10 protein-coding genes are annotated in these 14,683 nt (G+C 70.2%); 8 read left to right on the top strand and 2 right to left on the bottom strand.

Translation table 11 applies throughout. The features are described 5' to 3' along the window. Positions 1 to 18: 18 nt before the first annotated feature. Positions 19 to 1,065, bottom strand: coding sequence for an ABC transporter substrate-binding protein (locus ABTU82_RS05100; protein WP_183042337.1), 1,047 nt, complete (start codon positions 1,063 to 1,065; stop codon positions 19 to 21). 123 nt (positions 1,066 to 1,188) lie between these two features. Here ABTU82_RS05100 and ABTU82_RS05095 point away from each other — a divergent pair, with 123 nt between their 5' ends. The 4 genes from ABTU82_RS05095 to ABTU82_RS05080 all read left to right on the top strand — a co-directional run bounded on the left by ABTU82_RS05095 (position 1,189) and on the right by ABTU82_RS05080 (position 8,675). Then, positions 1,189 to 2,382, top strand: a complete 1,194-nt coding sequence (locus tag ABTU82_RS05095) for a hypothetical protein (protein ID WP_407172144.1) — start codon at positions 1,189 to 1,191, stop codon at positions 2,380 to 2,382. Positions 2,383 to 2,553: 171 nt separating this feature from the next. Continuing rightward, positions 2,554 to 2,790 (top strand): hypothetical protein, encoded by a 237-nt coding sequence (locus ABTU82_RS05090; RefSeq protein ID WP_240606957.1) that lies wholly within the window; start codon positions 2,554 to 2,556, stop codon positions 2,788 to 2,790. Continuing rightward, the gene (locus ABTU82_RS05085; protein ID WP_407172143.1) at positions 2,787 to 3,227 is read left to right on the top strand and encodes a BLUF domain-containing protein; all 441 of its coding nucleotides are present in this window, start codon (positions 2,787 to 2,789) and stop codon (positions 3,225 to 3,227) included. The genes ABTU82_RS05090 and ABTU82_RS05085 overlap by 4 nt, the downstream gene beginning before the upstream one ends. A 264-nt stretch (positions 3,228 to 3,491) precedes the next feature. Beyond that, positions 3,492 to 8,675 (top strand): DUF7927 domain-containing protein, encoded by a 5,184-nt coding sequence (locus ABTU82_RS05080; protein WP_407172142.1) that lies wholly within the window; start codon positions 3,492 to 3,494, stop codon positions 8,673 to 8,675. A gap of 67 nt (positions 8,676 to 8,742) precedes the next feature. Here the strand turns inward: ABTU82_RS05080 and ABTU82_RS05075 are convergent, their stop codons facing one another. Next, on the bottom strand, positions 8,743 to 9,456 hold the full coding sequence (locus ABTU82_RS05075; RefSeq protein WP_407172140.1) for a TetR/AcrR family transcriptional regulator: 714 nt from the start codon (positions 9,454 to 9,456) through the stop codon (positions 8,743 to 8,745). Between the two features lie 127 nt (positions 9,457 to 9,583). On the opposite strand from ABTU82_RS05075, the gene ABTU82_RS05070 reads away from it, so the two are divergent. The 4 genes from ABTU82_RS05070 to ABTU82_RS05055 all read left to right on the top strand — a co-directional run bounded on the left by ABTU82_RS05070 (position 9,584) and on the right by ABTU82_RS05055 (position 14,561). Next, the gene (locus tag ABTU82_RS05070; protein ID WP_116648564.1) at positions 9,584 to 10,369 is read left to right on the top strand and encodes a mechanosensitive ion channel family protein; all 786 of its coding nucleotides are present in this window, start codon (positions 9,584 to 9,586) and stop codon (positions 10,367 to 10,369) included. A 520-nt stretch (positions 10,370 to 10,889) separates the two neighbouring features. Continuing rightward, entirely contained in the window at positions 10,890 to 11,783 is an 894-nt protein-coding gene (locus ABTU82_RS05065) for an SDR family oxidoreductase (RefSeq protein ID WP_407172138.1), read from the top strand. A gap of 175 nt (positions 11,784 to 11,958) precedes the next feature. Next, positions 11,959 to 13,014: a hypothetical protein gene (locus ABTU82_RS05060; protein WP_407172137.1), complete on the top strand. Its 1,056-nt coding sequence runs from the start codon at positions 11,959 to 11,961 to the stop codon at positions 13,012 to 13,014. Continuing rightward, positions 13,011 to 14,561: a GMC oxidoreductase gene (locus tag ABTU82_RS05055; protein ID WP_407172136.1), complete on the top strand. Its 1,551-nt coding sequence runs from the start codon at positions 13,011 to 13,013 to the stop codon at positions 14,559 to 14,561. Before ABTU82_RS05060 ends, ABTU82_RS05055 begins: the two co-directional genes overlap by 4 nt. Positions 14,562 to 14,683: the final 122 nt, after the last annotated feature.

Below are 14,683 nucleotides of genomic sequence, written 5' to 3'. Positions count from 1 at the left end.
CGTGGGGGTGGGCGGCGCTCAGCCGAACAGGGCGGTGATCTCGTCGTCGGTCATGCGGGTGTTGACCCACAGGCTGTCGGGCAGGTCGTCGCGCACGAACTCGGTGAGGTTCTCGGACGTGATGACCTCGGGGTCGAGGATGTCGTCCTTGGTGACCTCGGTGCCCGAGAGCGCGGCAAGGGCGTTCTCGAGCGACTGCGCCGAGATCCACGTGGGCTTGGCGACCGCGATGCAGTCGAAACCGGTCTCGCCGGCGGCGACGAGCGACTGCCACTTCTTCAGCAGACCGTTGCTGTCTTCGCCGGTCATCGGCACCAGCGGAACGCCCGCGGCCTCGAACGCCTCGATCGCGCCGAGGGTCATCGACCCGCCCTGCGACCACACGCCGTCGATGTCGGGGTTCGCCGCGAGTACGGCTTCGACCGCCGTCTTCGTCGTGGCCTGGTCCCAGCCGCCGTCGATCGTGGAGACGACCTCGATGCCGGGGTTCTCGTCGAAGACGGCCTGCGCGCCCGCGTAGCGCAGATCGCTCGTGGGGATGCCGGCGATGCCGTTGATCGCGATGATGCGGCCCGAGCCGCCGAGTTTGTCGACCAGCCACTCGGCGCCGGTCGCGCCGAACGATTCGTCGTCGACGTTCACGTAGGAGGTGTAGTCGTCGGTCTCGGCGCCCGAGGCGTTGAGGATGACGTCGATGCCCGCAGCGGACGCCTGCTGCAGCACGGGGACGATGCCCTCGGGCGAGATCGGGGTGACGATGATGGCGTCGACGTTGCGGGCGATCATCGACTGCACGTTGGAGATCTGCTTCTGCGCGTCGTTGTCGGACTGCGTCATGATCACGTCGGAGATCTGATCGGCGTCGCGCTTCGTGGCCGCGGTGAATTCCGCCTCGAGCTGGGCCGACCAGGTGTTGCCGACGAAGTACGAGTCGTAGCCGATGACGTAGGTGCCGTCGGCGGCGGGCGTCTCGCTCGCGCCGTCGGTGCAGGCGGAGAGGGTGAGTGCGGTCACGGCGGCGACCGCGGCGAGCGTCGTCGCGCGCTTCCAGGTAAAGGTGTTCATGCTGCCCTTCGGGTTGGTGATGTCGGGTGGGTGCGAGGGTGGAGCGTGGCCATACACTCGCACTTGACCGGTCAACCCGTCAAGTACGGAAACATTACGTTTACACGCCGAGGAGACAGCACGATGCCGCCGCAGACCCGCTCCGCCAGCCTCTACACCTTTCCCAGCGACCTCGTCGACGACGGTGTCGCCCGCGTGATCGACGACGCCCGGGCCGGCGGATTCGACACGCTCGCCGTGGCTCTCGCCTACCATCAGGCCCGTGACGTGCTGCCCCATCCGAGGGGGCCGCGACTGAGGTATCGGCGCGACGGAGTGTTCTTCGAACCCGACAGCGAGAAGTGGGCGAACTCGCCGATGCGACCGTCCGTGCAGTCCGCGCAAGAGAGGGCGGCGGTGGCCGAGCTGCTCGCCGCGCCCGACCGGCCCGCCGTCGAGTCGTGGACGGTGTTCCTGCACAACACCGGTCTCGGCGAGCAGCATCCGTCTGCGGCGACGGAGAACTGCTTCGGCGACCGGATCCTGTCGAACCTCTGCCCCGCGGCACCCCTCGCCCGCGCCTACGCGCGGGCGCTCGCCGACGACGTCTCGTCGCGCGGGCTCGACGTCGTCGCGGAGGCCCTGAGCCAGCAGACCTTCGGCCACGGCCACCACCACGAACGCAGCTTCGCTCCGGTGAGCGCGGGCGACGAGACCCTGATGAGCCTCTGTTTCTGCGAGGCGTGCATCGACCGTGCGGGCGACGTCGATACCGCGTCGCTCGCGGCGCGCTGCAGGGAGCGAGTGGATGCGGCGTGGGCGGGTGCCGCGGCGCTCCCGGCCACGCGAGACGCCCTCGTCGACGCGATCGGAGACGACCTTCTCGGGTTCCTCGCCGCCCGCGAGCGGGCGGTGACAGAACTCGCCGGCGAGGTCGCGGCCATCGTGCGCTCCCGCGGGCAGCGGCTCGTGTTCATGGACCTGACGGGGGCCGTGCTCGGCTACGACGACGGACGCCCGCAGGGCGCGCCCGCCGCCGACCAGGCCTGGCGGCTCGCGATCGATCCGGCAGCCGTCGCCTCTGCGGTGGACGCCTACGCCGTGCTCGGATACGCGCAAGACCCTGCGCGACTGCACGTCGACGTCGCGTCGGTGCGGGCGGCGATCGGCAGGTGCGAACTGCGCGTGATCCTGCGCCCCGGCCACCCCGACACGACCTCGGCCTCGCACTGGCGCGAGAAGGAGGCCGCCGCAATCGCCGCCGGGGCCGACCGCGTCGACGCCTACAACTACGGCATGGCCCCGGAGCACGCGCTGGCGCGGCTCGAGCGGGGCTGAGGCGGAGTCGCCGCTGGGCTCGAACTCGATCAGCGCTGCCGACGCAGCATCCGTTCGCGACCCCCGTAGCACACACTCCCGTTCGATCGGTATGCCCCGTTCGGTGTCGGATGTCGCGATTATGTTCGGAAACGACTCCTCAGCGGAGGGTCTCGAGCATCGGAGAAGCGAGTGAACACGGTGGAGGTCGATCGTCCCGAAGCGGGGGCCGTCTGGGCGCGCGTGGAGGACGGCTTTCACGTGGGCAGCAGGGGCGGAGAATTCCTCGGCTACATCGATCGGCAGCGCGACGGCCGCTGGCTGGCGTGCGACCTCTACTCCCGAGAGGTGGGGCTCTTCGCCGATTTGACAGCGGCGATGGAGGCCCTGACCGAGGTGGAGGCCTCCGAGCGGTCGCGCCGGCGATGACCGCAGGGTTGCTGTCGATCCTCTACTCGAGCAGCGCCGTCGAACCTTTCGACGACGAAAGGCTGCTCGCCCTGCTTCGGCAAAGCCGAGCGAACAACGAGCGCCACGATCTCACCGGGATGCTGCTGTACCGCGGCGGCCGGTTCGTGCAGGTGCTCGAAGGCCCCGAGTCGGCGGTGCGTGAGGTGGTCGAGAGAATCGGCCGCGACCCGCGGCACACGAAGATGCGGATGCTGTTCGAAGAGCCCATCACTGAGCGCCAGTTCGCCGCGTGGACGATGGGGTACGAGCCGATCTCGGAGCCACGGGAACAGAAGCCGCCGGCGTTTCGCGACACCTTCGACGACCTCGAGGTGGGCGACGATGCCACCGCCACGCTGCGGGCCGTGCGCGAGCTGAGCCTCTGGTTTCGCGTGCGCGCTGCATCGCGAGCGTAGGCGATGGCGCCGACGTAGGACGATTCGCGGAGGATCGTCCTGCCTGCGTGTCTTCGCCTACGCCGGTGACGCGCAGAGTGCCGGACGAGAGGGTTGCGCCGGGTTCGCGTTGCGTGGACCGCATGTAAACAGGTACGGTGGCCGAAGTAGATGCGCACACCGCTGAGGCGTGCGCTGAGTCACTCCGGCTGAGGCCACGTCGCGCGGCGATTCTCGATTTCGCGCGCCCGCGTGCTCCTCGTCGACGATCTGGGGAGTAGCCACGTGTCATTTCGTCGCGCCCAAAAGCGCCATCGCGTCCTCGCGAATCCGCACCGCTCGACCGGTGATCGGCGACCGAGCGCCTGGAGGAAGGCCGTCGGCCTGCTGGCCAGCGCCGCCGTCGTCGCCTCGTCGCTCGTCGTCGCAGGAGCGGTCACGGCGGCGCCCGCCGTCGCCGCCGATCCGTTCTCCTGCACCCCCGGATCGGTGTTCGTGCAGAGCTCGACGGAGGTGCGCGAGTTCGATGTCACCACGAACGGCGGCACCCTCGGCGGCACGAGCTTCGGCTCCGGTCACTCCGACAACGGCCTCGGGGTGTCGGCGGGAGGCCGGTACGCCTACACCGTGACGAACTCCTCGGCGAACAAGACCCTGGCGAAGCACGACCGCGCCACCGACACGACGACGCGCACGAACTTCACCCTGAACTCCTCCGTGCTGCGCGGCGCCGTGCACCCGGCCACCGGCGTCTACTACTTCGCCAGCGGCACCATCGACAACGCCATCAACATCTACGCGTGGAACGAGAGCGTCTCGCCGCAGACCTTCGTGCAGGTCGGTACGTTGCGCCCCTCGGCCGGCAGCGGCGCCTTCGGTCTGAACGGCGACATGGCGTTCAGCGCCTCGGGCCAGCTCGTCATCGTCGCAGACAGCTACATCTACTCCGCAGATCTGCCGCTCGCCCTCACCCCGAGCACGGCCACGATCAGTGCCAAGCAGGTGCACGACATGGGCGCGGGGATCCAGGGCAACGGCATCGCGTTCGGCAACCTGGGCCACATCTTCGTCTCGGTCAGTGGGGGCGGCAATCGCATCATCGAGGTCGATCTCGGGCGAGGCGTGACGGTCAACACCACCAGCCTCGGCAGCTTCGCGCCGACCGACATGGCGAGCTGCACGTTCCCGAACACGCTCACGCTGAAGAAGGACGTACCGGGAGGACGGCACGCGTCCACCGACCAGTTCGCCCTCACCGTCGACGCGCCGAGCGGGTATCTCGTGCCGCGCACGAGCACCACCACCACCGGCACCGCGACGGGCGTGCAGGCCGAATACGCCGGACCGGTCTTCACCAACCAGGGCGATACCTTCACCCTGTCCGAATCCGCCGCCGGCACCACGGATCTCGACCGATACGCATCGTCGTTGAGCTGTGTGCAGCAGAACTCCGACGGCACGACAACACCGGTGACGGTGCTCTCGGGCGACCGGGTCGTGCAGCCCGCGGGCGACCTCGGCACCGAGGTGGTGTGCACGTTCGTCAACGACCGCCTGACGCCCGACCTGGAGTTGCGCAAGACCTCGGACCCGGCCGGCGGCACGCCTGTCGCCGCGGGTCAGAAGATCACCTACACGGTAGAGGCGGAGAACACCGGCAACACGGTGCTCGACCCCGTCACCGTCGCGGACGACCTCTCGGATGTGCGAGCGCACGCCGAGTACCAGGACGACGTGGCGACCGCGATCGACGGCACCCCCGTCTCGACCGACGCCGCGACGATCACCGGCGACGACCTCGCCTGGACCGGGGCGCTCGAACCCGGCCAGATCGTGACGATCACCTACTCGGTCATCGTCAACGAGGGCGTCGCGGGCGAGAAGATCGCCAACAGCGTGACCGCCTCGGGTACCCCTCCCGGTCCGTTCCCGCCGGTCATCCCTCCCGTCGTGACGACAGAGAACCCCGTCGCCGGCTTCGAGATCGCCAAGACCGCCGACCCCGCATCCGGCACCGTCGTCGAGCCCGGGCAGACCATCGAATACACGGTGACCGGCACGAACACGGGCGCCACCGCGCTCGACCCCGCGACGATCACCGACGACCTGTCGGGCGTCTTCGCACACGCCAAGTACAACGACGACATCGTCACCGCCATCAACGGTGTCGAGGTGACCTCGGGCGCCGCCGCCATCGCACAGGACGACCTGACGTGGACCGGCGCGCTGCAGCCCGGTGACATCATCACCATCACCTACTCCGCGACCGTCGCCGACGACGCCTCGGGCCAGGTGCTCGACAACTCGGCCACGGGGTCGGGCACCCCCACCACCCCGAACCCGGAAGACCCGAGTGGTCCGCCGATCCCCGGCGAGCCGATCGTGCCGCCGACGGTCACGACGCAGCATCCGGTCATCGGATCGGGCTTCACGATCAGCAAGACGGCCGACCCGGCCTCGGGAACGGCCGTGGAGGCCGGCGACACGATCGCCTACACGATCGTCGCGACCAACACCGGTGACACCCTGCTCGACCCCGTCGAGATCGCCGACGACCTCTCGGCGGTGCTCGACAACACCCGCTACAACGACGACGTCGCGGCCGATCGCGGGAACGCGAGCATCGCGGGCGACGAGCTCACCTGGAACGGATCTCTCCCGCCGGGTGCGTCGGTGACCATCACCTACTCGGTGACGGTCGACGAGGGGGTGCGCACCGCGCTGCTGCGCAACTCCGTGACCGGTGACGCCACGCCGCGGATCCCCGTCGACCCGACCGACCCCGGAAGCCCGACGACCCCGGGCACGCCGCTTACTCCGCCGCCGGCCGAGACGCAGCATCCCGTCGTCGACAACGGCTTCGAGATCGTCAAGTCGGCCGACCCCGCCTCGGGCACCGCCGTGCGGGCCGGCGACACGATCACGTACACCGTGACGGGTACGAACACGGGCAACACCGTGCTCGACCCGGCATCGATCAGCGACGACCTGTCGGCCGTTCTGGAGAGCGCTCGGTACAACGACGACGTCTCGGCGACGGTCGGCGAGGTTCTCGCAGACGGGAACACGCTCACCTGGCGTGGCACCCTCGCCCCCGGCGGCGAGGTCGTCATCACCTACACGGTGACCGTGAACGACGATGCGACCGGCGTGCTGCTGCGCAACACCGTCGAGGGAGTGGGTACGCCGCTCATTCCCGAAGACCCGACCGATCCCGACGGCCCGACCACCCCGGGTGAGCCCGTGACGCCGCCTCCGGCGACCACCGAGCACCCGGTCGTGAACCCCGGTTTCGAGATCGCCAAGTCGGCCGACCCCGCCAGCGGCACGCGCGTCGACCCCGGCAGCGTGATCCGCTACACGGTGACCGGCACGAACACGGGCGACACGACGCTCGAGCCCGTCGACCTCACCGACGACCTGTCGGGCGTGCTCGCGAACGCGGCCTACAACGGCGACGTCTCGGCCGACCGTGGCGACGCAGCGGTGACGGGCAACACTCTCACCTGGAACGGAACGCTCGCACCGGGCGCCGCTGTGGTGATCACCTATTCGGTGACCGTGGCGTCCGACGCGGGCGGCGAACTCATCGACAACTCGGTGTCGGGCGAAGCGACCCCGCTCATGCCCGAAGACCCGAGCGACCCCGACAGCCCGACGACGCCCGGCGTTCCCGTCGTGCCGCCGACCGTGACCACCGAGCACCCGGTCAACCAGCCCGGCTTCACGTTCGCGAAGACGGTCGACCCGGCATCCGGTACCGCGGTCGACCCCGGCCAGGTGCTCACCTACACCCTCACGGGCACCAACACCGGTGAGACGGCGCTCGATCCCGTCGACATCGTCGACGACCTCTCGGGCGTACTCGCGCACTCGTCGTACAACGACGATGCCGTCGCGACGATCAACGGAGAGCCCGCCGTGGCGCCCGCGGTCGCCGGCGACGAGCTCACGTGGACCGGTTCTCTCGAGGTCGGCCAGGCCGTCACCGTCCGCTACACGGTGACGGTGGGGCCGGATGCTGCGGGCACCGTTCTGGCGAACTCGGCCCGCGCGACGGCCACGCCCCCCGGAGGCGAGGAGATCACCCCGCCACCCAGCACGACGAAGACCCCCGTGAACCTGCCCGGGTTCTCGGTGTCGAAGAGCGCCGACCCCGCGACCGGCACCGCCGTCGACCCCGGCAGCGTCATCACCTACACGGTGACCGGCGTCAACACGGGTGAGACCGCGCTCGACCCGGTGACGATCGTCGACGACCTGTCGGGCGTGCTCGACCACGCGGAGTACAACGACGATGCGACCGCGACCATCGACGGCTCGGCGAGCACGGCTCCCTCCGTCGCCGAAGGACGGCTGTCGTGGACGGGTGCGCTCGCCGTGGGGCAGACCGTGACGGTCACCTACTCGGTGACGGTCGATGCCGACGCCGGGGGAGCGGTGCTCAAGAACATCGCGACCGGCTCGGCCACGCCTCCGGGCGGCGTGCCGCCGATCGAGACGCCGCCGGCGACCACGCAGCATCCGGTCAAGGAACCCGGTTTCGCGCTCGTCAAGACCGCCGACCCCGCGTCGGGCACCCGCGTCGACCCGGGCAGCGTCATCACCTACACGGTGACCGGCATCAACACCGGCGAGACCGCGCTCGACCCGGTGGTGATCAGCGATGACCTCTCGGCCGTGCGTGCGAACGCCGCCTACAACGACGACGCGGTCGCATCGGTGGGAGGATCGGCGGTCGAGGCCCCCGCGGTCGACGGCGACACGCTCTCATGGCGCGGGCCGCTGGCCGTCGGCGAGCGGGTCACGATCAGCTACTCGGTGACGGTGAACGGCGACGCGGGCGGCACGACGATCACGAACGTGGTCGACGGCGTCGCGGTGCCCCCGGGAGGAGCCGTCATCACGCCGCCTCCGACGAGCACCGAGCACCCCGTCGGCACGCCCGGTTTCGCGTTCGAGAAGTCGTCGAACCCGGGATCCGGTGCGGTCGTCGCCGCCGGTAGCGTCGTGACCTACACCCTCACCGGCACGAACACCGGTGAGACCGCGCTCGACGAGGTCGTCATCACCGACGACCTCGGGCAGGTGCTGTCGCACGCCGCATTCACCGACGACGTCGTGGCCACGGTCGGAGACCGCACGGTCGCCGCCCCGGTGCGCACGGGCACGCAGCTGGCATGGACCGGATCGCTCGCGGAGGGCGAGACCGTCACCGTGACCTACTCGGTCACCGTGAAGGCCGACGCCGCCGGACAGACGCTGAAGAACGTCGCCGTGGCGACGGCCACACCCCCGGGCGGCGTCACGATCACCCCTCCGGCGAGCGAGACAGCGCACCCCGTGCTCACGCCCCTCGCCGTCACCGGCGGGCAGATCGCCCCGTGGGTCTTCGCCCTCGGCGTGGTGCTGCTTCTCGGCGGCGGGGCACTGCTGGTCGTTCGTCGTCGCCGACGCTCCGCCGACTGACGACGACGCGGCGTCACCGCGAGACGGGGCTCATCACCGCGATGGGCCCCGTTTCGCGTCGGGTGCGTCACTGCGAGAGGTCTCGACTCAGACGGTCGAGCAGGTTCTCGAGCGAGACCTCGAACTCCTCGTCGCTGCGGTCTTCGCTGAGCAGCACCCGCAGCCGGCTCACCTCCGGGGCCTCGGACAGGTTCATCTCGCCGTCGCCCTCGGGAATCGTCGCGTCTCCCTCGTCGAGCGGCTCTTCGACGGGTCCCGTCTCGGCTCCGCGTACGGCCGATTCGAGAAGCAGCTGCCCGAGAAGGAAACTGCTGAACGATCGGTAGGCGTCGACGGCCTGCTGGTCGGTGAAACCGTGCCCGATCAGCGTGCTGAGGAACGAGTTCACGATCTCGACGCTGCGCAGCGGCGGGCGCAGCCAGGGGGCGGCGGGGTGGCGGGTGGCGACGAGGGGAAACGCCATCGGGTGCTCGATCGCGATACGGCGCACCTGGTGCGCGACCGTCTGCAAGAACCCCTGCCAGTGGTCGGTCACCTCGCCGACGAGGTTCGCGCTGAGGTCGGCCATCAGCAACGCGACGACGCCCTCGAGCAGATCCTCCCGCCCGTGCACGTAGCGATAGAGAGACATCGCCTCGACGCCGAGCTCTTGCGCGAGCGATCTCATGGACAGCCCCTGGGCACCGGTGCGATCGATCTGGCCCAGCGCGGTCGCGAGGATCAGGTCGCGACGCAGCTTCGGCTCCGAGGGGCGCCCCGGCTTCTTCGTCTGACGTGCCACCGAGTCGCCTCCTTCGCGGTCGTCCCATTATCGCGTTTGCGCACCGCTGTCTACCGAGAGTGGGCTATCCGCCGACGGGAGAGACTTACGCTGTAAGTTTTCGCATCTTCGTCCTGAAGGGACAATCATGAACTTTCCCCAAGCGCTGGAAGGGGGGCTTGCGGCCGTCATCGCGTTCGTGCCGCTGGCTCTGCTGTTCCTGCTCATCCTCGTCGTCGGCCTCGTCGTCGCGAAGCTGATCTCCAAGGGCCTCGAGAAACTGCTGGAGAAGGTCGGATTCGACCGGCTCGTCGAACGCGGCGGCATCAAGAAGGCCCTCGCGAAGTCGAAGCTCGACGCCTCCGACATCGTCGCCAAGATCGTCTACTACGCGCTCGTGCTGTTCGTGCTGCAGTTCGCCTTCGGAGTCTTCGGGCCCAACCCGGTCAGCGACCTCCTCGAGGGCATCATCGCGTTCCTGCCGAAGATCATCGTCGCGATCATCATCGTCGTGATCGCCGCGGCCATCGCGGCCGGTGCCAAGGCGCTCATCCAGAACACCCTCGGCGGGCTGTCGTACGGAAAGATCCTCGGCAACATCGTCGCGATCTTCATCCTGTTCCTCGGCATCACTGCCGCGCTGAACCAGGTCGAGGTGGCCACGACCGTGACGACGCCGATTCTCATCGCGGTTCTCGCGATCATCGCCGGAGTCATCATCGTCGGCGCGGGCGGAGGCCTCATCAAGCCCATGCAGCAGCGATGGGAAGCTCTGCTGACCAAGGCGGAAGAAGAAGCGCCGAAGATCCAGCAGGAAGCGCAGAAGGCTCCCTCGGTCGCCGACCAGGCCTCGCAGGCCGCACACCAGGCGCAGGCTGCCACCCGCAGCCAGCCCCAGCGTCCGCCGCAGCCCCCGCAGCTGCCGCGCGTCTGAGGCAGAAACCGCAGAGGGGCCGACCTCGCCGTCCTGGCGGGGCGGCCCCTCCGTGCGCGGCTGACACGTCACCACGTTCGGGCCGATCCTGCCGCCGTGCGGGGTCGGCCCTTCGGCGTCTCGGGGCGGGCGGGCGTAGGAGGAGGCGCCGGCGTAGGACGATGCGCGGCGCAGCATCCTGCGTGCGCGCCTTCTCCTGTGCCGGGAACGCCGGGGGCGGATGCGGCGTGGCGGCCGCGGCTGCGCAGCATCCGGTCTCGCGGGATACGCCGGGGGCGGGTCGAGCGCAAGCCCGGGGTCACCCGGATCGTCGCGACCTACGGTGAGGGCTTCCCCCGAGAGATGAGTCACGCATGTTCCGCTTCCTGCTCCGCTTCGCCCCCGTGCTGTACCCGATCGCGCGCAAGCTCTGGCGCTCGCGCCAGGCGAAGAACGCCGGCCAGACCCCGCCCACTGGCACCACGCGCCGCTGAGCGCAAGGGTGGGCCCGAGCCCGGGGTGAGCGCCTAACGTTCCGGGCATGGCTGATCAGTACACCTTCGACAACCCCGTCACCCGCTACGCCCGCGTCGAGCCGCCCGTGCAGCACCAGAGCGAGCCGGGCGTGCAGGGCGAGATGACCCCCGTGCCCGACCTCGGCGAGACGTCGTACCGCGGAAGCGGTCGCCTCACCGGCCGGAAGGCCCTCATCACGGGCGGCGACTCCGGCATCGGCGGTGCCGTGGCGATCGCGTTCGCGCGCGAGGGCGCCGACGTCGCGATCGTGCACCTGCCCGACGAGCAGGCCGACGCCGATCACGTGCTCGAGCTCGTTCGCGAGGCCGGACGCACCGGCGTGTCGATCGCAACCGACATCTCGGATGCGGCGGCCTGCCGTGCGCTCGTCGCCGAGGCGGTCGAAGCGCTCGGCGGACTCGACATCCTCGTGAACAATGCCGGCAAGCAGGTGGCCGTCGACCGCGTGGAAGACCTCAGCGACGAGCAGTTCGAAGAGACCTTCCGCACGAACGTGTTCGCCAACTTCTGGATCACCAAGGCCGCGCTCGCGCACCTGCCGGCCGGTGCGAGCATCATCAACACCGCGTCGCTGGAGGCGTACAAGCCCGCGCCCGACCGGCTCGACTACGCGGCGACCAAGGCCGCCGTGAACAACCTGTCGAAGGGTCTCGCGCAGCAGTTGGCACCCCGCGGCATCCGGGTGAACGTGGTCGCGCCCGGCCCGACCTGGTCGGCGCTGCAGGTCAGCGGCGGCGTCTCGGACGAGCAGATGAAGGCCTTCGACGACGAGAGCACCTACCAGCGCGCCGGGCAGCCCGCCGAGATCGCACCCGCGTTCGTGTTCCTCGCGTCGGCCGAGTCGAGCTACGTCTCGGGCGAGACGCTCAACGTCAACGGCGGGATGGTCACGCCGTAGCACCCGCGTATCGCCCGTCGAGATGCCACGACACCCGGATGGGTGGGGGGCGCGCTCCGGGTGTCTTGGCATCTCAGGGGATAGCGACGGATGCTGCGCGGGAGACGCGTAGAGGGATGCCGGGGCCGAACGCAAGCCGCCCCGAAAACTCGCGCGGTGCCCGAGTGTTGAGGCCATGGTGGTTTCGAACACGCGTACGCCCGTCGTCGTCTGCGCCCTGCCGGGCTTCGCGGAGTGGGCGGGGTCGACCGACGGCGAACTCGACGTGCGCCCGGTCGAACGCGCAGATCTCGATCACGTCATCGCGCAGCTGGCCTCCTATGACGGCCGACGCTTCGTGGTCGCCGGTGCGGGAGCGGAGGCCGCGGTCGTCGCCGCGGTCGTGGAGCGGCTGCTCAGCGGCGAGGCGCCCGTGTTCGGGCTTGTCGGGGTGGTGCTGGCGGAGCCCGAGGGCGACCTCGGAGCCGAGGCGTTCGACCTCCCGACGTGCGTTCTCGCGGGCGCACAACCTCGGACGAACCGGGCGGATGAGGTCGAAACGGGCACCGGGAGCCCGCGCGAGCGAGGAGTGTCCGAAGATGTACGGGCGGTCTCGCGCACCTTCCCCCGAGCCCGGGCCGGGCAGCTCGCCGACTTCGTCGCGCGCGAGATCGCGCCGGCCCCGGCGGTGCCCGAGGAATGGGCCCGCCTGATCGCCTCGGATCGCGTCGACGTCGAGGTGCGCAGCATCCTGTCTCGGCGCTCTCTGCCCGACGACGCCGAGTATGCCCCGCGGGTGATGGATGCGGCGCAGCTGACGCTGCTGCGCGAGATCGCCGACCTCGTGGTGCCGCAGGACGGCCCGGCGATCGACCTGGCCGCTCGCGTCGATGCCCAGCTCTCGCGCGGCGAGGGCGACGGGTGGCGGAACGCAGCGCTGCCGCCCGACCCCGAGGCCTACCGCACCGGGCTCACGGCGCTCGCCGACCGCTGGGCGGGGGAGGAGACCCTCCGCGCCGCGATCGAGGGTGAGCTCGAGGCGGGCGGACCGTTCTCCGCCACGCAGCTGGCAGCCTGGCTGGAAGACGTGCGGGTCGATCTCGTGCGGCAGTGGCTCGCCCACCCCGCCACCGCGGCGAAGGCGGGATTCGACGGGTTCGCCACGGGCGGCACCGTGCTGCCGCTGCGCGGGTTCGGCGAACTCGGGAGCGGAACGCGAGACGCGTGGGAGCCGGCGGGGGTGAACGCGTGAACCTCGAGAACATGCGCGCCTACGCCGATGACGAGATCGTCGACGTCGTCGTCGTCGGAACGGGAGCCGGCGGCGCCCCGCTTCTCGCCGAAATGGCCCGTCGCGGCCTGAGCGCGGTCGCCTTCGAGGCGGGCCGCAACTTCGACCTCGATGACTTCACGACCGACGAGACCGAGGCGGTGCGCATCAACTGGATGTCGGAGCGGCTGAGCGGGGGAGCAGGCCCCACCGCGTTCGGTGCGAACAACAGCGGCATCGGGGTGGGCGGCTCGACCCTGCACTGGGGCGCCTTCGCGCCCCGCCCCGACCGGCGCGACCTGCGCCTGCGCAGCGAAACGGGCGAGGGGCGCGACTGGCCGCTCGACCCGGAAGAGCTGTTGCGCTACGTCGTCCGCGTCGAGGGCGACATCGGCGTCTCGGGGCCCGTGCCCTACCCGTGGGACTCCGACCGCGCCTACGCGTACAAGGCCCCGGCCCGCAACGGCTCGGCCGACATCGTCGCGCGCGGAGCCGACGCCCTCGGCATCCGCACCGCCGACGCCCCGGCCGCGGTGCTCACGCGCGCCCGGCTGCAGCCGTACCTGGGTGAGCGCGGCTCCTGCCAGTCGTGCGGCGCGTGTCATCAGGGCTGTCGATTCAGTGCGAAGGCCACCATGGCGACGACGTACCTGCCCGCCGCGATCGCGCTCGGCGCCGAGATCCGCGCGGAGTCGATGGTGTACGGCATCGAGCTCGACGCTCGCGGTCACGTGGAAGCCGTCGTCTACCGCCGAGACGGCGTCGAACGGCGCCAGCGCTGCCGCGCCCTCGTGCTCGCCGCGGGAGGCATCGAGACCCCGCGCCTGCTGCTGCACACCGGGCTCGCGAATTCGAGCGGCCAGGTCGGGCGAAACTTCCTCGCTCACGGGGCGACTCAGGTCTGGGGGCGTTTCGACGAGGCCGTGCGCGCGTACCGCGGTTACCCGTCGTCGCTCATCAGCGAAGACATGCTGAGACCCGCGGATGCCGATTTCGCCGGCGGCTACCTTCTGCAGAGCCTCGGAGTCATGCCGCTCACGTACGCGACCACCCTCGCGCGCGGGGGTGGGGTGTGGGGCCGTGAGCTCGTCGAGCGTGCCCTCGACGCGCGCTTCTACGCCGGCATCGGCATGAACGGGGAGTGCCTGCCGGCGGAGGCCAACCGGCTCGAACTCGTCGACGAACTCGACGAGTGGGGCATCCCGCGCGCACGAATCGACTTCACCGCCGGTGCGAACGAGAAAGCGCTCGACGCTCACGCCACCCGCACGATGGAGAGCATCATGCGCGCCGCCGGGGCGAGCGACACCATCGTGCTGACCCGTACCGCGCACACCGTGGGAACGTGCCGCATGTCGAGCGACCCGGGCGACGGCGTGGTCGATGCCGACGGTCGGTCGCACGACATCCCGAACCTCTGGATCAGCGACAACTCGGTCTTCCCGAGCTCCCTGGCCGCGAACCCGGCGCCGACCATCATGGCGATGTCGCTGCGCACCGCAGACCGGATGCTGGCGTCCGCCGACTAGGCCCGCGGACCCTTCGACGAGCTCAGGGACCGCCTCCAGGCCGGCCGCTGAGCCTGTCGAAGCGTCCGGCGCGCCCCGGGACGCAGCATCCGTCGCATGTACCCGGTCGTCCGCAATTCGTC

The sequence above is a fragment of the Microbacterium deferens genome (assembly GCF_045517775.1).
GTDB lineage: Bacteria > Actinomycetota > Actinomycetes > Actinomycetales > Microbacteriaceae > Microbacterium.
The sequence above is the reverse complement of the archived record's forward strand: the minus strand, read 5'-3'. Positions and strand labels throughout refer to the sequence as shown.

Excerpts from the sequence above, each read along its gene's own strand:
- ABTU82_RS05095 (WP_407172144.1), top strand. The coding sequence starts at position 1,189 with ATGCCGCCGCAGACCCGCTCCGCCAGCCTCTACACCTTTCCCAGCGAC.
- ABTU82_RS05070 (WP_116648564.1), top strand. The coding sequence starts at position 9,584 with ATGAACTTTCCCCAAGCGCTGGAAGGGGGGCTTGCGGCCGTCATCGCG.
- ABTU82_RS05065 (WP_407172138.1), top strand. The coding sequence starts at position 10,890 with ATGGCTGATCAGTACACCTTCGACAACCCCGTCACCCGCTACGCCCGC.
- ABTU82_RS05060 (WP_407172137.1), top strand. The coding sequence starts at position 11,959 with ATGGTGGTTTCGAACACGCGTACGCCCGTCGTCGTCTGCGCCCTGCCG.
- ABTU82_RS05085 (WP_407172143.1), top strand. The coding sequence starts at position 2,787 with ATGACCGCAGGGTTGCTGTCGATCCTCTACTCGAGCAGCGCCGTCGAA.
- ABTU82_RS05100 (WP_183042337.1), bottom strand. The coding sequence starts at position 1,065 with ATGAACACCTTTACCTGGAAGCGCGCGACGACGCTCGCCGCGGTCGCC.